The organism is Streptomyces sp. NPDC002809, assembly GCF_040295435.1.
Lineage (GTDB): Bacteria > Actinomycetota > Actinomycetes > Streptomycetales > Streptomycetaceae > Streptomyces.
In genome coordinates this window covers 56,428-77,041 of the sequence record NZ_JBEOVJ010000036.1, presented here as the reverse complement: position 1 = coordinate 77,041, position 20,614 = coordinate 56,428, and the positions used below count along the sequence as shown (strand labels likewise).

Annotated in this window: 18 protein-coding genes; 12 read left to right on the top strand and 6 right to left on the bottom strand. The window is 72.2% G+C overall.

Annotated features, from left to right (window positions below; translation table 11 throughout):
• Positions 1 to 12: 12 nt before the first annotated feature.
• The gene (locus ABT025_RS21950) at positions 13 to 2,940 is read right to left on the bottom strand and encodes an FAD-binding and (Fe-S)-binding domain-containing protein (RefSeq protein ID WP_502971996.1); all 2,928 of its coding nucleotides are present in this window, start codon (positions 2,938 to 2,940) and stop codon (positions 13 to 15) included.
• A gap of 279 nt (positions 2,941 to 3,219) precedes the next feature.
• Between ABT025_RS21950 and ABT025_RS21945 the strand changes: the two genes are divergently transcribed.
• From ABT025_RS21945 to ABT025_RS21905, 9 genes are all read left to right on the top strand, one after another.
• Positions 3,220 to 4,752, top strand: coding sequence for a sensor histidine kinase (locus tag ABT025_RS21945; RefSeq protein ID WP_350996911.1), 1,533 nt, complete (start codon positions 3,220 to 3,222; stop codon positions 4,750 to 4,752).
• On the top strand, positions 4,749 to 5,177 hold the full coding sequence (locus tag ABT025_RS21940) for a roadblock/LC7 domain-containing protein (protein WP_326737903.1): 429 nt from the start codon (positions 4,749 to 4,751) through the stop codon (positions 5,175 to 5,177). The genes ABT025_RS21945 and ABT025_RS21940 overlap by 4 nt, the downstream gene beginning before the upstream one ends.
• Complete coding sequence (locus ABT025_RS21935; RefSeq protein WP_350996908.1) at positions 5,174 to 5,539, top strand: DUF742 domain-containing protein; 366 nt, start codon at positions 5,174 to 5,176, stop codon at positions 5,537 to 5,539. Before ABT025_RS21940 ends, ABT025_RS21935 begins: the two co-directional genes overlap by 4 nt.
• Complete coding sequence (locus tag ABT025_RS21930; protein WP_350996905.1) at positions 5,520 to 6,173, top strand: GTP-binding protein; 654 nt, start codon at positions 5,520 to 5,522, stop codon at positions 6,171 to 6,173. The genes ABT025_RS21935 and ABT025_RS21930 overlap by 20 nt, the downstream gene beginning before the upstream one ends.
• Positions 6,170 to 7,435, top strand: coding sequence for a cytochrome P450 (locus tag ABT025_RS21925; protein ID WP_350996902.1), 1,266 nt, complete (start codon positions 6,170 to 6,172; stop codon positions 7,433 to 7,435). Before ABT025_RS21930 ends, ABT025_RS21925 begins: the two co-directional genes overlap by 4 nt.
• The gene (locus tag ABT025_RS21920) at positions 7,432 to 8,640 is read left to right on the top strand and encodes a cytochrome P450 family protein (protein WP_350996899.1); all 1,209 of its coding nucleotides are present in this window, start codon (positions 7,432 to 7,434) and stop codon (positions 8,638 to 8,640) included. Before ABT025_RS21925 ends, ABT025_RS21920 begins: the two co-directional genes overlap by 4 nt.
• A gap of 104 nt (positions 8,641 to 8,744) precedes the next feature.
• Positions 8,745 to 9,863 (top strand): phosphoserine transaminase, encoded by a 1,119-nt coding sequence (serC, locus tag ABT025_RS21915; RefSeq protein WP_350996897.1) that lies wholly within the window; start codon positions 8,745 to 8,747, stop codon positions 9,861 to 9,863.
• A gap of 163 nt (positions 9,864 to 10,026) precedes the next feature.
• Positions 10,027 to 10,641 carry a Uma2 family endonuclease gene (locus ABT025_RS21910; protein ID WP_350996891.1) on the top strand — a complete coding sequence of 205 codons (615 nt, stop codon included), beginning with the start codon at positions 10,027 to 10,029 and terminating at the stop codon, positions 10,639 to 10,641.
• A 47-nt stretch (positions 10,642 to 10,688) separates the two neighbouring features.
• Positions 10,689 to 11,186 (top strand): DinB family protein, encoded by a 498-nt coding sequence (locus ABT025_RS21905; RefSeq protein WP_350996886.1) that lies wholly within the window; start codon positions 10,689 to 10,691, stop codon positions 11,184 to 11,186.
• A 10-nt stretch (positions 11,187 to 11,196) separates the two neighbouring features.
• Here ABT025_RS21905 and ABT025_RS21900 read toward each other — a convergent pair whose 3' ends face one another.
• Entirely contained in the window at positions 11,197 to 11,706 is a 510-nt protein-coding gene (locus ABT025_RS21900; RefSeq protein WP_350996883.1) for a GNAT family N-acetyltransferase, read from the bottom strand.
• A 101-nt stretch (positions 11,707 to 11,807) separates the two neighbouring features.
• On the opposite strand from ABT025_RS21900, the gene ABT025_RS21895 reads away from it, so the two are divergent.
• Positions 11,808 to 12,203, top strand: a complete 396-nt coding sequence (locus ABT025_RS21895; RefSeq protein WP_350996880.1) for a PPOX class F420-dependent oxidoreductase — start codon at positions 11,808 to 11,810, stop codon at positions 12,201 to 12,203.
• A gap of 147 nt (positions 12,204 to 12,350) precedes the next feature.
• The gene (locus ABT025_RS21890) at positions 12,351 to 17,159 is read left to right on the top strand and encodes a CHAT domain-containing protein (protein ID WP_350996877.1); all 4,809 of its coding nucleotides are present in this window, start codon (positions 12,351 to 12,353) and stop codon (positions 17,157 to 17,159) included.
• An 11-nt stretch (positions 17,160 to 17,170) separates the two neighbouring features.
• On the opposite strand, the gene ABT025_RS21885 is transcribed toward ABT025_RS21890, so the two are convergent.
• The 3 genes from ABT025_RS21885 to ABT025_RS21875 all read right to left on the bottom strand — a co-directional run bounded on the left by ABT025_RS21885 (position 17,171) and on the right by ABT025_RS21875 (position 19,208).
• Positions 17,171 to 17,431, bottom strand: coding sequence for a hypothetical protein (locus ABT025_RS21885; protein ID WP_350996875.1), 261 nt, complete (start codon positions 17,429 to 17,431; stop codon positions 17,171 to 17,173).
• Positions 17,391 to 18,077 (bottom strand): DUF6338 family protein, encoded by a 687-nt coding sequence (locus tag ABT025_RS21880; RefSeq protein ID WP_350996872.1) that lies wholly within the window; start codon positions 18,075 to 18,077, stop codon positions 17,391 to 17,393. The genes ABT025_RS21885 and ABT025_RS21880 overlap by 41 nt, the downstream gene beginning before the upstream one ends.
• A gap of 132 nt (positions 18,078 to 18,209) precedes the next feature.
• Positions 18,210 to 19,208 carry a YncE family protein gene (locus tag ABT025_RS21875; protein WP_350996869.1) on the bottom strand — a complete coding sequence of 333 codons (999 nt, stop codon included), beginning with the start codon at positions 19,206 to 19,208 and terminating at the stop codon, positions 18,210 to 18,212.
• A 58-nt stretch (positions 19,209 to 19,266) separates the two neighbouring features.
• On the opposite strand from ABT025_RS21875, the gene ABT025_RS21870 reads away from it, so the two are divergent.
• The gene (locus ABT025_RS21870; RefSeq protein ID WP_350996866.1) at positions 19,267 to 20,022 is read left to right on the top strand and encodes a GDSL-type esterase/lipase family protein; all 756 of its coding nucleotides are present in this window, start codon (positions 19,267 to 19,269) and stop codon (positions 20,020 to 20,022) included.
• On the opposite strand, the gene ABT025_RS21865 is transcribed toward ABT025_RS21870, so the two are convergent.
• The gene (locus tag ABT025_RS21865; protein WP_350996917.1) at positions 19,958 to 20,551 is read right to left on the bottom strand and encodes a helix-turn-helix domain-containing protein; all 594 of its coding nucleotides are present in this window, start codon (positions 20,549 to 20,551) and stop codon (positions 19,958 to 19,960) included. The two genes, ABT025_RS21870 and ABT025_RS21865, sit on opposite strands and share 65 nt — an antisense overlap.
• Positions 20,552 to 20,614: the final 63 nt, after the last annotated feature.

Sequence of the window (20,614 nt, the reverse complement as noted above, 5' to 3'; positions counted from 1 at the left end):
GGTCGATTCGCGTCAGCATGGGACCAGTGCAGCGCTCGGCGGATGGTTACGCAACGTGCGGGGCGCCGCCCCCGGCCCCAGTCCTTCCGCCAGCACCTGGGCCAGGTGCCTCGCCCGGACGCCACCCAGCCCGCGCAGCTGCGTCCGGCAGGAGAAGCCGTCCGCCATGATCTCCGTGCCCGGCGCCGCCTCCCGGACCGCGGGCAGCAACTGGTCCTCCGCGCAGGCCACCGACACCTGCCAGTGGCCGCGCTCGAAGCCGAAGTTGCCGGCCAGGCCGCAGCAGCCGCCCGCCAGCTCACCCCTCAGTCCCGCCCGTTCGCGCATCCTGCGGTCCGCGTCGTCGCCCAGGACCGCGTGCTGGTGGCAGTGCGTCTGGCCGGTGACCGGGCGGTCCAGGCGCGGAGGCTGCCAGTCGGGGGCGTACTTCTCCAGGTACTGGGCCAGGGTGTGGACGGAGGCGGCCAGTACGGCCGCCCGCGGGTCGTCGGGGAGGAGTTCCGGGAGGTCCGTGCGGAGTGTCGCCGCGCAGCTCGGTTCGAGGACGACCAGGGGGTCGCCCGCTGAGACACCCATCCTGTCCAGGGTGCGGCGCATCACCCTGCGGGCCTTGTCCAGCTGCCCCGTCGACACGTAGGTGAGGCCGCAGCACAGCCCGCTCCCGGGGACCAGCGCGGTACGTCCGGCCGCCTCCAGGACCCTGACCGCCGCCCGGCCCACCTCGGGCGAGAGGTGGTTGGTGAAGGTGTCCGGCCAGAGGGTGACCGCCTGGTCGTTCGAGAGGACCGCGGTCCTCCTGCCCCACCGCCGCCCGAGCCACCGGGTGAACGTCTCGCGCGCCAGCACCGGGATCGCGCGCTCCGGCGCGACACCTGCCAGCCGCCTGGCCAGGGCCGCGAGCGGCCGCACCCGGGCCAGTGCGTTCAGCGGGCCCGCGAAGGGGGCGGCCAGGCGCAGCCACACCGGCAGCCATCCCATCGCGTAGTGCGCTGCGGGACGCAGCCTTCGGCGGTAGTGGTGGTGCAGGAACTCCGCCTTGTACGTGGCCATGTCGACGCCCACCGGGCAGTCGCTGCGGCAGCCCTTGCAGGACAGGCACAGGTCGAGGGCGTCCCGTACCTCCGTGGAGCGCCAGCCGTCCGTGATCACCCCGCCCGCGGCGCCGGCCAGCATCTCGTGGAGCAGCCGGGCCCGGCCGCGCGTGGAGTGGGCCTCCTCGCCTGTCGCGCGGAAGGAGGGGCACATCACGGACGGGCCGGAGGCCTTCTCCGTACGGCACTTGGCGACCCCGACGCACCTGCGCACCGCCGCGGAGAAGTCGCCGCCGTCGTGCGGGTAGCCGAAGGCGACGTCGACCGGCTTCCGTGGCAGGACGTCGAAGCGGAGGTTCTCGTCGAGGCGGTCCGGGCGGGCGAGGATGCCTGGGTTCATGCCGCCGTCGGGGTCCCAGAGGTCCTTGAACCGGCCGAAGAGGGCGATGAGTTCGTCCCCGTACATCCGGGGAAGCAGTTCGGCGCGTGCCTGGCCGTCGCCGTGTTCGCCGGACAGGGAGCCGCCGTGGGCGACGACGAGCGAGGCCAGGTCCTCGGAGAAGCGGCGGAATCGGGCCACGCCGTCCACGGTCAGCAGGTCGAAGTCGATGCGGACGTGGATGCAGCCGTCGCCGAAGTGACCGTACGGCGTGCCGCGCAGCCCGTGTTCGGCGAGCAGGGCCCGGAAGTCCCGGAGGTAGGGGCCGAGCCGTGCGGGTGGCACGGCGCAGTCCTCCCAGCCGGGCCAGGCCTCGCTGCCGTCGGGCATCCGGGTCGCCGTCCCCGCCGCGTCCTCCCGGATCCGCCAGAGGGCCCGCTGCCCGGCCGGGTCGGTGACGACGGCGGCGTCCACCGCGTCCGCGGAGGCGGCGCGCACGATCCGCTCGGCGTGCGCCCGTGCCTCGGCCGGGGTGGCGCCGCCCGTCTCGGCGAAGAGCCAGGCGGCACCGCGGGGCAGTCCGGCCGGTTCGCGTACGAGGTCGGCGGCCATGCCCTCGACGGTGAGCGGGTGGTGCGGCAGGAGGCCGGCGGCGGCCTCGGCGGCCGCGGACTCGTCGGCGTAGCCGAGGACGGCGAGCGCACGGGCCGCGGGCGCCTCGACGAGGCGGAGCGTCGCCTCCGTGACCACGCCGAGCGTGCCCTCGCTGCCGCAGAACGCGCGGGCGGGGTCGGGGCCGTTCTCGGGCAGCAGGGCGTCGAGGGCGTATCCGGAGATGCGGCGCGGGAGTTCCGGGAACCCGGTGCGCAGGAGGGCGAGGTGGGAGGCGACCAGTTCGCGGAGCCCGGCGGGGCCTTCGGCGCCCCGTTCCAGGCGCAGGGTGTCGCCGCCGTAGCGGGCGACGGTCAGGGCGTGGACGTTGTCGGCCGTGGTGCCCCAGGCGACCGAGTGGGAGCCGCAGGAGTTGTTGCCGATCATGCCGCCGATGGTGCAGCGGCTGTGCGTGGAGGGGTCCGGGCCGAAGGTCAGCCCGTGCGGGGCGGCGGCGGCCCGCAGGTCGTCCAGGACGACGCCCGGCTGGACCACGGCGGTACGGGAGCCGGCGTCCAGCTCCACGATGTCCCGCAGATGGCGGGTGAGGTCGAGGACGACGCCGGTGCCGGTGGCCTGCCCGGCGATGGACGTACCGCCGCCGCGCGGGACGACGGGCACCCGGTGCGCCCGGCAGACGGCGAGCGCGGCGGCGATGTCGGCGGCGTCGCGCGGGGCGACGACACCGAGGGGCACCCGGCGGTAGTTGGAGGCGTCCATCGTCGTCAGGGCCCGTGCGGTGGCGTCGAACGCGACCTCGCCCCGCACGGACGCGCGCAGTTCGCGGACGAGCGCGGTGGGGGTGCCGTCCTTCGGAGCGCTGCGGTCCGAGGCGCTGCCGCCCGGAGCCCTGCCGTTCGGAACCTCGCCAGTTGCCATCCGGTCAGGATGCCGTCGGCCCGGACACCCCGGCGGACGTCGCCGCGCTCTTCCGACGAAACATCAGGCCTATTACGTCAATACGTCGGAATATGCCGGGCTCACGAACACAAACGGAACAGAGAGCACCACAAGTTCTTCCCAAACAGATCGTCAATTCTCATATAGTGACCCAGACTTATCTGGGAATCATGTGCTCCAGTTGTCGCATTTGATCACCGCAGTCACGACTCTCCCGAACCATCCCATCCGTCACCGTCCGCCCCCCAAGGACTCCGCTTGCGCCCCTCAACCCGGCCGACCGCACTGGCCCTGCTGGTCTCCGTGGCCCTCACCGGATCCCTGAGCGTGTGGGCGGTCCTCTCCGCTCCCGACTCGGCCGGAACCGCAGTGGCCTGGGGGGCGAGCACCGCCGCCGTGCTGCTCTCCGTCGCCGTCGCCGCCACCGTCCACGCCCGCACCACCGCACACCGGCTGCGCGAGATGCTGGCGGCCGAGAGCGGCCGGTTCACCGCCGAGACCTCGCGGATGGTGTCGGCCTCGGCCGCCGACGCCCAGCGGTTCACCGCCGAGACCGCCCGGATCAAGGCCGCGGCAGCCGCCGAGACGGCCCGCGTCATCAAGGAGGCCACGGCCGGCACCGAGCAGCTCACCGCGGACAACGCGCGCCTCAAGGCCCGCGCCTCCCGCAGTGACACCGAGCGCTCCGCCGCCGTCGCCGCCTGCGCCAACGCCGCGGGACGGATGCAGGCCCTGGCCACCAGCATGCTCGCCGACCTGCGCGACATGGAGCACCGGCACTCCGCCGAGGACGTCCTCGGCGACCTGCTCCACCTGGACCACCGCACCGCGCAGGCGGGCCGGCTGGCCGACTCCATCGCCGTGCTGACCGGCGCCCGCTCGGGGCGGCGCTGGGCGAAGCCGATCGTGATGGAGTCCATCCTGCGCGGCGCGATGGGCCGGATCAGCGGATACCAGCGCATCCGTCTCCACTCGACCAGCGATGTCGCCATCGCCGGTCACGCCGCCGAGGGCGTCATGCACGCCCTGGCCGAACTCCTCGACAACGCCGCGAACTTCTCGCCGCCCACGGCGGAGGTCCATGTGTACGTGGAGGAGGTTCCGGCCGGCATCGTGCTGACCGTCGAGGACAGCGGTCTGGTCATGAGCGACGTGCAGCTGCGCCGTGCGGAGCGCGCCGTCTCCGCGACCGACCAGGACCTGACCGGCCTCTCCGGCACCCGCCTCGGGCTCGCCGTCGTCGGCCGCCTCGCCCGCAAGCACGGACTGACCGTCTCGTTCCGGCCGTCGGCTCGCGGCGGCACGGGCGCGCTGATGATGCTCCCTCATGAGATCATCACCCGCACTCCGGTCCAGGCCCCCGAACCCCCCTCCGCTCCGGTGATCCCCGCGCCGCGCGCGCACGAGCCCGAGCCGGTCCACGCCTCCGGCGCCGACCGCACCGAAGCCGCCCGCGCCGAAGCCTCCCCCGACGCCTCCCCCGACGCCGCCCGCGACGCCGCCCGCGCCCAGGAGCCGCTGCGCTCCGACTCCGGCTCGGACACCACCACCGGCGGCCTCCCCCGGTTCGGCGAGAGCGGCCTGCCCAAGCGCTCGCGCGGCCGCACCCTGGCCGCCGCCGAATCCCGCGCCCGGTCCGCCGCCTCCCCCGACGCGTCGGACTCGGAGACGGCCGACGGCGCCACCCCCCGGCCCCGTACCGCCGATCCCAAGGTCCAGGCGGCCCGCTTCAGCAGCTTCCGCCAGGCCGTTCGGCCCAACTCCCCGCACCCGGAAGGCAACACCCCATGACCGCGACCACCGACGAGAAGCTCAACTGGCTGCTGGAGGGGCTCCTTGAGCGCACCCCCGGCGCCCGCCACGCCCTCGTGCTGTCCAGGGACGGCCTCAAGCTGTGCCGTACCCCCGAGCTCTCCGTCGACCAGGCCGACCAGCTGGCCGCGATCTCGGCCGGAATCCAGAGCCTCTCGCACGGCGCGTCCGTCGAGTTCGGTGACGGCACCGGCGGCGTACGGTCCGCGATGGCCGAGTTCTACGGCGGGGTGCTGTTCATCGTGGAGGCGGGGGCAGGCGCCCACCTCGCGGTCGTCGCCTCCGACACCGCCGACGTCGGCCTCGTCGGCCACAACATGAGCGAGCTCGTCGAGCAGCTCGGCGAGCACCTCGTCGCCCCGCCGCGCGAATCCGTCCAGGCTTCCGAAACCGCGAGCGTATGACTTCCCGCCCCCGACCCGGCCGGGACGACGATCCGGACCGGCTCTACACCCTCACCGGTGGCCGCAGCCGGTCCGACTCGGCCGCCTTCGACCTGGTGACGCTGGTCGTCTCCGAATGCGAGCCGGCCCCCGGCATGCAGTCGGAGCACGTCACGATCCTGCGGATGTGCGAACGGCCCACCGCGGTCGTCGAACTCGCCGCCGGACTGAACCTGCCCGTCAGCATCGTGCGCATCCTGCTGTGCGATCTGCTCGACACCGGCCGGATCAGCGCCCGCCATCCCCGTACCGCACGTGTCGCGGACCGGCTCCCCGACCCCGACATCCTGGAACAGGTGCTCGTTGGACTCCGCAACCTCTGACCGTGCCGCCCTGCAGGCCACGGCCGACAACGGACTGAAGATAGTCGTCGTCGGTGGCTTCGGGGTCGGCAAGACCACCATGGTCCGATCCGTGAGCGAGATCCGTCCGCTCAACACGGAGGAGACGATGACCCGCGCGGGCGAGGCCGTCGACCACCTCGACGGGGTGCAGTCGAAGACGTCCACCACCGTCGCCTTCGACTTCGGCCGGATCACGCTCGACGCACGCTCCGTGCTGTACCTCTTCGGCGCACCCGGCCAGGAGCGCTTCTGGTTCCTGTGGGACCGGCTGTTCTCCGGGACGCTCGGCGCGGTCGTCCTCGTCGACACCCGGCGCCTCGCCGACTCCTGGTACGCCATCGACCGGCTGGAGCACCACGGCACGCCGTTCATCGTGGCGTGCAACGACTTCGGCGGCCCGCTCCACACCGAGCAGCAGATCCGCGAGGCGCTCGCCCTCTCGGACGACGTCCCGCTCGTGGAGTGCGACGCCCGGGACCGGTCCTCCAGCAAATACGTCCTGATCACGCTGGTGGAGCACCTCTACGCCCTCTCCCGGGGCACGGTCGGATCCGCCTCCACCACCGCCCGTCCGGAAACCGCTCCGGAGAAGACCCCGGAGCCCACCCCGTGACCCAGCCCCCCGAACCGCCCCCGGGCTGCCCCGCGCACGGACGCGAACCTCTGTCCGGGCCGCGGTTCCAGACCGAACCCACCCAGCTGTACCGGGAGATGCGCCGCGACCACGGTGCCGTCGCACCCGTCGTCCTGGACGGCGACGTCCCGGCCTGGCTGGTCCTCGGCTACCGCGAACTGCACCAGGTCACCAGCGACCCGGTGCTGTTCAGCCGCGACTCCGACCTCTGGAGCCAGTGGGAGCACATCCCCGCCGACTGGCCGCTGCTCCCGATGATCGGCCGCAAGCAGCCGTCGATCCTCTACACGGTCGGGCCCCGGCACGTCGAGCGTGCCCGGATGATCAGCAACGCCCTGGAAGCGGTCGACCCGTTCGCCCTCAAGCGGTACGCGGAGGAGTTCGCCGACGAACTCATCGACCGGTTCTGCTCCAAGGGCTCGGTCGACATCATCGCCGAGTACGCGATGCTGCTCCCCGCCCGGGTCCTGGCCAGGATCTACGGCGTGAGCGACGAGGTCGGCGACGCGCTCGTCGGCTCGATCAACGACATGATCGACGGCCGGGAACGCGCCCTGGCCGGTCAGCAGCACCTCGGCACGACGATGTTCCAGCTGCTCGCCGAGAAGCACGCCGAACCGGGCGACGACGTCGCCACCCGGATGCTGGCCGACCCCGGCGGCTTCACGGACGAGGAGGTCGCCCAGGACCTCATGGTCATGATGGCCGCGGGCCACCAGCCGACCGCCGACTGGATGGGCAACTCGCTGCGGCTGATGCTCACCGACGACCGCTTCGCCGCCTCGCTCTCCGGCGGCCGGCACAGCGTCGCCGAGGCGATGAACGAAGTCCTGTGGGAGGACACCCCGACACAGAACGTCGCGGGCCGCTGGGCGTCGCGCGACACCCACCTCGGGGGCCGTCACATCCAGGCGGGCGACCTGCTGCTCCTGGGCATCGCCGCCGCCAACGCCGACCCGCAGGTGCGCACCGACGGCTCGTCGCTGACCGGCGGCAACAACGCGTTCCTCTCCTTCGGCCACGGCGAGCACCGCTGCCCGTTCCCCGCCCAGGAGACCGCCGAGGTCATCGCCCGTACCGGCATCGAGGTCCTGCTGGACCGCCTCCCGGACATCGACCTGGACGTCCCCGCCGCACAGCTCACCCGGCGCCCGTCCCCGTGGCTGCGGGGTCTGACGGACCTGCCCGTCGCCTTCACACCCACCCCCGCCGCAGGATCCGTCACCGGAGGCCAGATATGACCCGCATCGCCCTCGACCCCTTCGTCGCCGACCTCGACGGCGAGAGCGCCGCCCTGCGCGCCGCGGGCCCGCTCGCCGAGGTGGAGCTGCCCGGCGGGGTGCACTGCTACGCGGTCACGCACCACGCGGAGGCCCGGCAGCTGCTGACCGACTCCCGGATCGTGAAGGACATCAACGTCTGGGGCGCCTGGCAGCGCGGCGAGATCCCGATGGACTGGCCGCTGATCGGCCTGGCCAACCCGGGCCGCTCCATGCTGACCGTCGACGGCGCCGACCACCGCCGGCTGCGCACCCTGGTCGCACAGGCACTCACCGTGAAGCGGGTCGAGCGGCTGCGCTCGGGGATCGAGGCGCTGACGACCGCGAGCCTGGACCGCCTCGCGGCCCTGCCCAAGGGCGAGAAGGTCGACCTGAAGGCCGAGTTCGCCTACCCGCTGCCCATGAACGTGATCAGCGAGCTGATGGGTGTCGACGGCGCCGACCACCCGCGCCTCAAGGAGCTCTTCGAGAAGTTCTTCTCGACGCAGACTCCGCCGGAGGAGGTGCCGCAGATGATGGCGGACCTCGGCACGCTCTTCACGAAGATCGTCGACACGAAGCGGGCCGAGCCCGGCGACGACCTGACCAGCGCCCTGATCGCGGCCTCCGAGGACGGCGACCACCTCAGCAACGAGGAGATCGTCAACACCCTCCAGCTGATCATCGCGGCGGGCCACGAGACGACGATCAGCCTGATCGTGAACGCCGTGGTCGCACTCCAGACCCACCCCGAGCAGCGCAAGCAGGTCCTCTCCGGCGAGCTGCCGTGGGAGAACGTGATCGAGGAGACCCTGCGCTGGAACACCCCGACGTCCCACGTCCTGATCCGCTTCGCGACGGAGGACGTCGCCGTCGGTGACAAGGTCCTCCCCAAGGGCGAGGCCCTGATCGTGTCCTTCGGCGCCCTGGGCCGGGACGAGGAGCAGTACGGCCCCACCGCCGGCGAGTTCGACGCGGCCCGCTCCCCCAACCGCCACATCGCCTTCGGCCACGGCCCGCACGTCTGCCCGGGTGCGGCGCTCTCGCGCCTGGAGGCCGGGGTCGCGCTCCCCGCCCTCTACGAGCGCTTCCCGGAACTGGAGCTCGCCGTGCCGGCCTCCGAGCTGCGCAACAAGCCGATCGTCACCCAGAACGACCTGTTCGACCTGCCGGTCGAGCTGGGCTGACCGGCCCCGTACGGACATACCTCCAAGGTCCACGAACCGGATCCCCTGTCTCATCCGACGGACAGGCTGCGTGACCGCCGCACCGAGCGGCTACGCTCCGACTCGTGGCCGACATCCAGATTCCCGCTGACATCAAGCCCGCCGACGGACGCTTCGGCGCCGGTCCTTCCAAGGTGCGGACGGAGGCGCTCGACGCGCTGGCCGCCACCGGTACGTCTCTTCTCGGTACGTCCCACCGCCAGGCCCCGGTGAAGAACCTGGTCGGCGCGGTACGCGACGGTGTGCGCGACCTCTTCTCCCTCCCCGAGGGATACGAGGTGATCCTGGGCAACGGCGGCTCCACCGCCTTCTGGGACGTCGCGACGCACGGTCTGATCGAGTCGAAGTCCCAGCACCTCAACTTCGGCGAGTTCTCGTCGAAGTTCGCGAAGGCCGCCAAGCTCGCGCCGTGGCTGGCCGACCCGACCGTCATCGCCTCCGACCCGGGCACCCACCCGGACCCGCAGGCCGAGGCGGGCGTCGACGTCTACGCCTTCACGCACAACGAGACCTCGACCGGTGTCGCCGCGCCCGTCAAGCGCGTCGCGGGCGCCGACGAGGGCTCACTGGTCGTGGTGGACGCCACCTCCGGCGCGGGCGGCCTGCCCGTCGACATCACCGAGACGGACGTCTACTACTTCGCCCCGCAGAAGTCCTTCGCCTCCGACGGCGGCCTGTGGATCGGCGTCTTCTCCCCGGCGGCCCTGGAGCGCGCGGCGCGCATCCACGCCTCCGGCCGTCACATCCCGGAGTTCTTCTCGCTGCCCACGGCGATCGACAACTCCCTGAAGAACCAGACGTACAACACCCCGGCGCTCGCCACGCTGTTCCTTCTGAACGAGCAGCTGAACTGGATGAACAGCCAGGGCGGCCTGGACTTCACCACCGGCCGCACGGCCGCCTCCTCCGGCCACCTGTACGGCTGGGCCGAGGAGTCGAAGTACGCGACCCCGTTCGTCACGGACGCGGCCAAGCGCTCGCAGGTCATCGGCACGATCGACTTCGCGGACGAGATCGACGCCGCCGCGATCGCCAAGGTCCTCCGCGCCAACGGCATCGTGGACACGGAGCCGTACCGCAAGCTGGGCCGCAACCAGCTGCGCGTGGCGATGTTCCCGGCGATCGACCCGTCGGACGTCCAGGCACTGACGGCGTGCATCGACTACGTGATCGAGAAGCTGTAACGCCTTCCGCACCGAGAAACGGCCCTGCGCACACGCCTGCCCCGTGTGTACGCAGGGCCGTTTCTGCTTCGCTCGGCGGGGTGAGGGCGGCACCTCCCCGTCGCATGCGGCCACACCGTCCTACGATGATGCTCTCGACACCAGCCATTCCAGGAGGCCCGCAATGTCTGCAGCAGCAGCCGAGCACCCCTGTGAAGACGAGCCGGAACCGTCGTTGCTCGAAGAAGCCAACGGGCTCGCGGAGCAGCTTCCCGGACGTCGAGTCGAGATCATCGGAGGCGTCATCACCGTGGCCCCACCCCCGGACGGCCCGCACGCCCGCGCTCTGACCAAACTCATGCGGCCGTTCATCGCGGCCGGACTCGACGACGGGGACTCGGAGGTCCTCCAGGGAATCGGCCTCTGGCTGCCGGGCGGCCCCGAGGACTACGCGATCCCCGACCTCGCGATCGTCGACGCCGATCTCGACGAGCACAGGCTCGAGAACAACTGCTACGACCCGGCCGTCTTCCGCCTGGTCATGGAGGTCACCTCCAGCAACTACAAGAGCGACCTGCGCCACAAGGTGGCCGCGTACGCCGAGGCCAAGATCCCCGTCTACGTGATCCTCGACCGCAAGCACGGCCGCGTCCACGTCCTGACCGAGCCCGTCGGCGGCACGTACGACCGCCACGAGGTGTACGCCCCCGGCCAGGAGGCCCCGCTCCCCGACTCGATCGGCGCCGCGGTCACCCTCGACGTCGCCGAACTGGTCAAGGCCGGCCGCGCCCGTAACTGACCTCCGCGCCGGACCGGTTGTCAGTGCCGGTTGCTACCTTCCGGATCATGACGAAGACCGTGCCGTACACCGGCGGCGAGAAGGAATCCCTGCACATCGCCCTCGACCGGCACCGCGATGCGGTGCTGTGGAAGCTCGACGGGCTGGACGACGAGCAGATACGCCGCCCGATGACCCCGACGGGGACGAACCTCCTGGGCCTGGTCAAGCATCTGGCGACCGTCGAGTACGGCTGGTTCTGCGCACCGTTCGGGTTCGAGGTCGAGAAACTCTGGTTCGACTCGGCGACCGAGGACATGACGGTCGCCCCGGACGAGACGACCGCGGACATCCTGGCGTTCTACGACCGCGCCCGCACCGCCGCCGACCGGGCCATCGAGGCGACGGACCTGGACGCGACGGGCACCTCGTGGAACGGGCGGACGGTGTCGATGCGCTGGGTCCTCATCCACATGCTGGAGGACGTCGTACGGCACGCCGGGCACATGGACATCGTCCGCGAACTGCTCGACGGAGCGACGGGGACCCACCCCGCCGACGGCTGAGCCGGCCCGCTCACCGCTCCCCCAGCCGCCACCGCTCCTCGCCGTCCTCCCACTCGCCGGTCGGTACGAGCCCCGCGGCGCCCGCCACCGCCGCCGACGCGGCATGGCCGGGGTGGATGTGGGCGATGACGGTACGAGCCGCTCCCCCTCCGATCAGGTGCGCGACGAGACCCCGCGCCGCCTCCTTCGCGTACCCATGCCCCTGCCACCGCGTCCCGGTCACCCAGGCGATCTCCGCCCCCGCCCCGCGCACCGTGGCCTGCACATAGCCCGCCAGGCAGTCCTCGCCCCGGATGCGCAGCACCCAGTTCCACCACAGCTCGTCCGGGTCCGGGGATCCGGCGGTCTGCCGCTCGTACCGGGCCCGCAGGGTGTCCGCGTCCTCCGGGGCGCCGCCGGTGTAGGTGTGCAGGGCCGGGTCGGCGAGCACGGTCGCCATCTCTTCGGCGTGCGCCACCCGCAGGGGCACGGCGTCGAGGAGGGCGGTCGAGAAGGGCGCGGGCCCGTTGTCCGTCGTCATGGAACGCCGACTCTACGACGGACTCGCCACCGCCTTCGAAACACACGTTCGACAGCGCCTGCGGGGATGACACCCCGCCGGGGCGGCGGACCATGGAAGGCATGGAGACGATCCCCGAGCTGAAGCCGTTCGTGAAGCAGTACGCCGTCCTGCTCAGCACGCGGCGCCAGGACGGGACCCATGCGGACACCCCCGTGAACATCGCCGTCGAGGGCGACCACGCCTACATCCGTACGTTCTCCTCGGCGTGGAAGGTGGAGCGGATGCGCAACCACCCCGTCGTGCAGATCGGCCCGTGCACACTGCGCGGCCGGCCGACGGGACCGCAGATCACCGCGCACGCCCGCCTCCTCCAGGCCGGGTCGAAGGAGAACACGCACGCCGCCCGGATGCTGTCCCGCAAGTACCCGGTCATGCACGGCGTGCTCGTCCCGCTCGCGCACAGGATCAAGCGGGACCGGACCCTGCACTACGAGATCCGGCCGCTCGACACCTGACCACCTGACCCGGGAACACCCTCAAGTCGCCTCATCAGTGGGTAGGTTGAATGTGTTGCCGGCCGACGGGGGAGCGATGACGCAGCAGGGGAACACCGCGGACGAGGCAGCGCACGCCGTCGTGCGGCGCGGCAGTCGGCTCTCCGCGTGAGCGCCGAGAGCGCCGCCCACCACATACTCCAGCGGGCCGGACGCACGGAAGCCGATCCCGGCGCCCTGCAATGGTTCCTCGGGGCGGAGGCCGCGGCGGCGGCCGAGGAGGTGAGCGGCGGCATCGCCCTGCCCGACGGAAGCGTGTGGGGTCTCGGGGCCCTGGCTCTCGGCTACGCCGACTGGTGCCGCTATCTCGCGGGGGACGAGGCCGACCCGGTGGCGCTCGGTTCCGCTCTGCTCCGGTTCGCCGCACTGTACGAGCAGGAACCGGGGCAGGTGCCCCACGGGATGCGCCCGCTGTTCGCCACGCTGTCCGGCGAACCGGCCGGCGCCGCGACCGAGCCCGGCTTCGCCTACCACGCCGGCGTCGGACTGACGCTGCTCTTCCAGCAGAGCCGCAACCCCGCAGCCCTGCCCCTCGCCGAGACCCTGCTGCGGCACGCCGCCACCGTTTTCGGCGAGGGAAGCCTCGAACAGGGCACCTGCCTGTCGGACCTCGGGCTCGTCCTCTTCAACGGATTCCAGGACGGCGCCGGCCACCGGGCACTCGCCGCGGCCGTCGTCACACACCGCGCCGCCGTGGTGTGCGCCCCCGGCGTCCGCGACGAACAGGCCCGCAGGCACGGCAACCTGGGGTACACCCTCCGGCACGCGTCCGAGGCGAACTCGGACAAGGACCAGATGCGGGAGGCCGTCGCCGAACTGCGCAAGGCGGTGGAGCTCACCACCTGGAACAACCCGAACCGCCCCCAGCACAGCGCCGTCCTCGGTTCCGCGCTGTGCAGCGCCGCCACGTCCCTGGACGATCCGGCACTGCGCTCCGAGGGCATCGCCCTGCTGCGCGCCGCCCTCGCGGAGCCGGACGTGATGCTGCCCGGCCGGGCCTCGTTCCTCTCCGACCTGGGCACCTCCCTCTTCCAGGGGGCCATGGAGGGCGATGGCGGCGCCGAGCCGTACGAGGAGGGCATCGCCGCCTGCCGCACGGCCGCGGACACGGCCCCCAACCCCTTCGAGCGCACCATGTACCTCAGCAACCTCGCCCTGCTGCTGGCCGGACACGCCGTGCGCGCCGATGCCCCGCACGCCCTGGACGACGCGTACGAGGCCGCCCGCGACGCCCTCGACGGCGCACCCGCCGGGCACCCGGCGCACGCCCAGGCCTACTTGGCCCTCTCCCAGGTGCTGGACGCGCGGCACACGGTGACGGGCAGGGCGGAGGACCTGGAGGAGGCCGTTGCCCACGCCCGCCGGGGGACGGAGTGCGTACCGGCCGACGACCTCGTCCGACGGGTGCTCCACGCCACCGCATTCGCCCACTTGCTGTTCAAGCGCACCATCCGGCACCTGATGGCCACCGGGGAATCCGGGGATCCGGGGGAAGTCGGGGAACGCCACCACGCGATCACCATGCTTCGGACCCTTGCCGGAGATGTCCCGGCCCGCTCCGCCGAGCGCGCCCGGGTCCTGCTGGCGCTCGGGCGCTGCCTGCAGCTCTCGGGCGACGCCGACAGCGTCGACGAGGCCGTCGACTGCTTCCGCAAGTGTCTCGTCCTGCCGTCCCCCAACAGCCAGTTCGAGGCCATCACGCGCTTCGGGCTCGGGGCGGCGCTGGCCCACCGCACCGGTACGGACGACGCCTGGCGGCAGGGCGCCGACGAGATGCTCCGGGCACTCGCCCTGCTCCCGCCCAGTGACCCGATGTACTGGGACTTCCATGCGGAGTACGCCTACGCCCTGATGGAGCGGGGCGATGCGACGAGCGGCGTCGACCTGTACGAGGAAGCGGTCGGCCTCATCCGCGAGGAGGTGGAGCACGCCCCGCTCTCCCGCGCCGACCGGGCCGTGTACTGGTCGAACATCGGCCACGGCCTGATGAACATCGCCATGCGCACCGGCCGCTCCGAGCTCTTTACCGAAGTGGTGGCCACTCATCGGAAGGCCGTGGCCCTGTCCTCGGCGGAGGACTTCCTCCACGCGCACCAGCTCATGGGCCTCGGTGAGGCCCTGCTGACTCTCGCCGAGTTCTGCTCGGTCCCCGAGGCCTGGCAGGAGGGCATCGAGGCGCTGCGCGCGGCCGTGGCCGCCTCCGACGAGGACACCTACGCCGGGGCCGACTGCCGCACAGCCCTCGGAGATGCCCTGCGCAACCTCGCCCGCCTCGACTCCGACCCCGTTCCGCTGGAGGAGTCCGTCCGATGGCACCGGGAAGCGATCGTGATGGTGCCGGGGCGCCCCTCGCCCGTGGCGCTGCTCGGCCTCGCGAACAGCCTCGGGGCCCTCTACCGCTATACCCGCGACGCACGGCAGTGCGACGAAGCCGTACAGCACTTCCGCGCCGCCCTGGCCGCTGCGCACCCCGCGACGGCCGGGCTTCGGGGCTCCGTCCTCACCAGCCTGGGCTACCTCCAGTGGAGCCGGGCCCGCGACACCGGCGACGAACTCCTCATGGACGCCGCCGTCGACACGCTGCGCGAGGCGGTTACCCACGCTTCCCGGACGCGCGTCAGCATGGCGCTCACCAACCTGGGAAGCGCGCTCATGGACCGCGGCCGGCGCACCGGGAACCGCGCCTGGATGGCCGAAGCGGTGACGGTGCTGCGCCGCGCGGTGAAGGACAGCCTGCCGACGGCCATGGACCGTTCCCTGCATCTGAACAATCTCGCCGAGGCGCTGCGCCACTGGGCCGCGCCCATCGGCGACACGGCCGCCATCGACGAGGCGATCACGCTCCTGCGCGCGGCGATGGCCGTGGAGCACGGCGACCGCGGGGGCGCCGATGCGGCCGCGGTCAACTTGGGTGACCTGCTGGTCGGCCGGGCCCGGGCGAACAAGGACCCCCACGCGATCGATGAGGCCCGGCGGGTCCTCGAAGACGTGGTGGGCCGGCTCGGGAAACAGCATCCCTCACGCTTCTTCGCCCTGCAGAAACTGACGATGGCCTGCACCTTCGCCACCGACTTGACGAACGACCCCACAGGGGCGACGGCCCGGCAGGCGCTTCACCGGGCGGCCGCTGCCGCCCGGGAATCCCTCGCCTGCACACCGGAAGGAGACCCGAGCCACTCCTTGTCCCAGCTGATGCTGGCCGGCGTGCAGTTGGAACGCGCAAAGAGAGGGGAACGGGTCGACCTGGCGGAGGCGGCCCGGCTCGCCCGCAGCTGCGCGCAGAATCCGGTCGCCCACGGCTCGGCCCGGCTGGAGGCCGCCCGGGTCTGGGGGCTGGCCTCGATGAAAGCGGGTGACCGCGCGGAAGCCCTGGAAGGGTACGCGTACGCCGTCGGCCTGCTGCCCGGCATGGCTCCCCGCAGCCTCGCCCGCGTCGATCAGGAAGCGCGGCTGAGCGGCAGTGACGGACTGGCTAGTGACGCCGCCGCGCTCGCGATCGACGCGGGCCGGACGGACCTCGCCCTCGCCCTGCTCGAACAGGGGCGGGGCGTACTGCTGGCCCAGGGCCTGGAGAACCGGGCCGACGTGTCACGGCTGCGCGACCTCGACCCCGCCCGTGCGGCCGAATTCGATCAAGTACGGGACGAGTTGAGCGCCCCACCCCCGTCCTCCCCGCCCCAGGACGGCCACGAAGCGAGCGCGATCGCCGAGGCCCGGCACGCCACGGCCCGGCGCTGGACCCAACTCCTCGCAGAGGTACGGCAATTGCCCGGCCTGGAGAACTTCCTGAACCCGCCCTCCGTACCGGAACTGGTCGCAGCCGCCGCCGGGGGCCCCGTCGTGGTCGTCAACGTCAGCTTCTACCGCTGCGACGCCCTGGTCGTGACCGCCGACGCCGGGATCGAAGTGGTCCCGCTGCCCGGTCTCACCCTGAGCGCCACCATGGAGCGGGCGGCGGAGTTCGTCGACGGGATCGACACGGCGTACGGCGGAAACGGCGTCGCCGACGCCGTCGCCATGATGCGCACCCTCTCCCGAACCCTGGGCTGGCTCTGGGACACGATCGCCGCCCCGGTCCTCGACCACCTCGGCCTGGACGCCGAACCGGGCGACGGGGGCCCCTGGCCCCGGCTGTGGTGGTGTCCCACCGGCTGGCTGTCCTTCCTGCCGCTGCACGCGGCCGGGCGCGGCGCGCCGGACTCCGGCACCTGGGTCGTCGACCGCGCCGTCTCCTCGTACACCCCGACCCTGCGCGCCCTCGTCAGGGCCCGCGCCGGCCTCACCACCGGCGCCCCTTCCCGCATCCCCGCCGACGCCCCCGCCCTGCCGTCGCCGCTGGTCGTCGCACTCGCCGAAACACCGGGGGCCCCGCCCCTGCCCGGCGTCGCACGGGAGGCGGAGCTGCTCGCGGAGCTGTTCCCCGCGAGGCGGCTGCTGGCCGGGCCCGATGCCACGGTGGAAGCGGTCGGCAGGGCGCTCGAAGCCCACCCCTGGGTCCACTTCAGCTGCCACGGCATCAGCGAACTGCTCAACCCGTCACAGAGCGGCCTCGCCCTGTACGACGGCCGGCTCACCGTGTCCGACGTCGCCACCCGGCGCCCGAGGAACCCGGAGCTCGCCATGCTGTCCGCCTGTTCCGCGTCGCGGGGCGGCATGAAGCTGTCCGACGAAGTCGTCCAGCTGGCCTCGTCCTTCCAACTGGCCGGATACCCGCATGTGATCGGGACCCTGTGGCCGATCGCCGACAAGCTGGCGACGCACCTCACCGAGGCCTTCTACACCGCGCTCGCCGAGGACGTCGCCCGGGGCCGCCCCATCGATCCGGCCGCCGCCCTGCACCGTCCGGTCAGAGCCCTGCGCGACCGCTACGTCCAGGCCCCGCACCTGTGGGCGGCGCACATCCACACCGGCCCGTAGGGCGGTACCGCTCAGTGCCCTTCCAGCTCCCCGACCCCTTGGACGGGCGGCGCGGTCTCCCCCATCGTCGACCCGGAAGGGCCCTGCGGCACCTCGTCCGGCTCGGTCAGGCCATCGGAGGGCCGATAAGTCTTGCGAATCGAGAACTCCTCCACCAGGACCGCCAGTTCGGCATCGTCGCTGTCGCTGTCGATGGCACTGCGGCTGTCGCCGTCACTCCGGCTGCCGCTGTCACTGCCGCTGTGGCTGTCCGTCTCCGGGTCGTTCACCATCGGTTCCCCTCTCCGGCCGCTCCCGCGCAGGCGGCAGCAGCACCTCCAGCACTTCTATGTCGCTCGCCCGCACGTACACACCCGCGGTGCCCGGCACCCTGCCGAGGAAACTGCCGTCGGCCGCCACCCGGTACTGAGCCTGCAGATAGAGGTCACCGCTCTGTGGATAAGCCGAGGCGGCCGACCGCGAACCCAGCCAACCGCCCACCCACAGACCGCTTTTGAGGCGTACGCGCACGAAGCACGACCCACGCCCGCGGAAGAGGGCGTCCCAGGCCGTCGGCGTCGGCTCGTACCGCGCCCGTGTGTGCCGCCGCCGCCACATCGCCTCCGCCCAGGCCAGCGCGGACGGCACCGCGACGATCAGGAGCAGCGCGGCGGCTCCCGCCCCGCGGGGTTCCCGCACCACCCCGGCGAAGGGCCCGTCCCCGCCCCCGGCCAGCAGCCGCACCAGCCACGGCCCCGCGACCACCGCGTACACGGCGTCGAGCAGCGCACCGGCGGCGATGGCGCGCACCAGGCGGTTCTGCGGTTCCTGCTCGGTGGCGAGGGGACCGCGCAGCCGCTCCCGTACGGCCTGGTAGAAGACACCGGGCAGCACGAGGATCAGCAGGACGGTCAACTGCTGCACTGTTCCCGGAACCATCGTGGTGCCGCACCCCCGTGCTCCGTACGTGGCCGTGTCCCTGCCGCCTCAGGATGACGCAGGGGGAAGGCCCGCGTCCCGGCCTGTGGAAAACCGGCGCCGTCCGAGAGCTCCGACCGGGTACGCGCCCGCTCACCTCTTCCGGCGTCGCGTGCTCACGAACAGCACCAGCGCCAACGAGGCGAGCACGATGCCGCCGGTCAGCGTGGTGCCCTTCACCGGCACACCGTCCTCGCCCGTTCCACTGCCCGCACCGGCGGACGACGGCGTGCCGCCCGCCCGGGCGGGCTCGTCGCCCCCGCCGTTCTTCAGGTCCACCCGCACGACGTCGCTCTGCTCCCCCTCGGAGCCGTACATCAGCGCCGAGCCGTCCGCCGTGTACGTCACGGACTCGGCCTGCCCGAGCAGTGGGGCCTCGACCGGGTAGTCCTTGCCGAGCCTCCCCTTCGCGAAGGGGTAGCCGCGGGCGCTGAAGTACGAGCGCAGCACCAGTTCCTTGCCGTCCGGCGAGAACGCCCCGTCCGTCACCCACGGCACCTCGCCGACCCGCCGGAACACGTTGTCCCCACCGGCCGTGAGCTTCGCGGGGCCTTCGTACAGCCCGCCGCCGTCCTCGTTCTTCGAGGCGATGTACACGCGACCCGTCTCCGGGTGGACCATCATCGCCTCCGCGTTGCGCGGACCGTCGGCGTACTTCACGTCGAACTGCGTCGCCCGGACCGTCGCGTCACGGAGCTCCTTCGGCTCGGGGAAGCGGTAGATCCAGACGTGGTTCCAGCTGCCGTTCAGGTTGTCGCCGATGTCACCGACGTACAGGTTCCCGTCGGGCCCCAGCGAGATCGCCTCCACGTCCCGGGGCGCACCCACACCCTTCATGGTGATCCGCGCGACGGTCTTCCCGGTGCGGGAGTCGACGGCGAAGACGTACGGCCCGTCGTCACTGTCGTTGTGCGTCCAGTAGATCCCTGGGTGGGCGCGGCTGGCGGCGAGGCCGCTGGACTCGGTGATCCGCGGGTCCTCGATCGTGAAGCTCCGGTCGGCCTCCCCGTCGTCGGCCAGGGCGGGACCCGCCGCGGAGAGGGACAGCAGCACGGCAGCGGCGCCGAAGGCAGTCAGTCGATACGAACGCATGGCACAAGTGTCCATCGTCACGTCGCAGGCCGGAGCCATGATCCGCCATGATGGCGCCATGCGTTTCATGTGTGTCGGCGATTCCATGACCATCGGACGCGCCGGAGACTTCACATGGCGCTACCGCATGTGGCAGCACCTCGACGCGACCTTCGACGGTCCGTACGCGATCGTCGGCCCGCGCACCGAACTGCACGACACCGACACGGGCACGCCCGTCTCGACCGCGTACGCCGCCCCCGGTTTCCCCGCCGAGGCCCGCCGCCACCTGGCCGGATGGGGCGAGGGCTGGCTGCACATGGCCCCGGTGATCGCGGACACGGTCGCCGAGCACCGGGCGGACATCCTGCTCGTCTCGCTCGGCCTGATAGACCTCGGCTTCTACACGGACAGCGAGCAGACCGCGCTGAACGCCCGCGCGTTCCTCACCGCCGCCCGCACGGCGAACCCGCACATCAGATGCGTGCTGCTCCCCGTCATACCGAACATCCGGGCGGAGTCCGACGCCCCCTTCGCCGCCGAGTGCGCCCGCTTCAACGAACTCCTGGCCAAGACGGTCGCCGACCTGGACGCCCCGACGTCCCCCCTCCTCCTGGCCTCGCACCCGTCCGGCTACGACATCCACACGGACACGTACGACGGCACGCACCCGGGCCCCTCCGGCGAACACCGCCTCGCGGCGGCCTACGCCGACGCGATGCACCAGGCGTGGGGGCTGGGCGGGGCGTACCGCGCCGCGAACCGCCCCCTCATCCCTTCCCCGTCGGCTTCGCCCGTACGTGCATCCGCTCCCCCTGCGGTCCGAACAGGCTGAGGAACTCCACCGGCTCCGGACCTGCCGCACCCCACCAGTGCGGGGTGTGCGTGTCGAACTCGGCCACCTCCCCCGCCGTCAGCACCAGGTCGTGGTCCCCCAGCACGAGCCGCAGCCGCCCCGAGAGCACGTACAGCCATTCGTAGCCCTCGTGCACCCGCTGCTCGACCGGCCCCTCCATGCCCGTCGCCCCGGGCATGACCTGCTTGTACGCGTTCACCCCGCTGAGGTGCCGGGTCAGCGGCACGAACGTCATGCCGTGCCGCTTGAAGGGCCGGAAGGTGATCCGCGGATCCCCGGTCTCCGGGGCGCCCACCAGCTCGTCCAGCTGCACCCCGTACGCCTTCGCCAGCGGGAGCAGCAGCTCCAGCGTGGGCTTGCGGCCACCGGACTCCAGCCGGGACAGCGTGCTGAGCGAGATCCCGGTCGTCTCGCTCAGCTGCGCGAGCGTCGTCCCGCGCTCGGTGCGCAGCGCGCGCAGCCGCGGCCCGACGCCGGTCAGGACGGACGACAACTCGTCGTCCCCCATCGCGCTGCCCTCTGCTCCAACCTTGTCTTCTGCCATCTCTCCATTTGCCGACCCGGCAAGCGG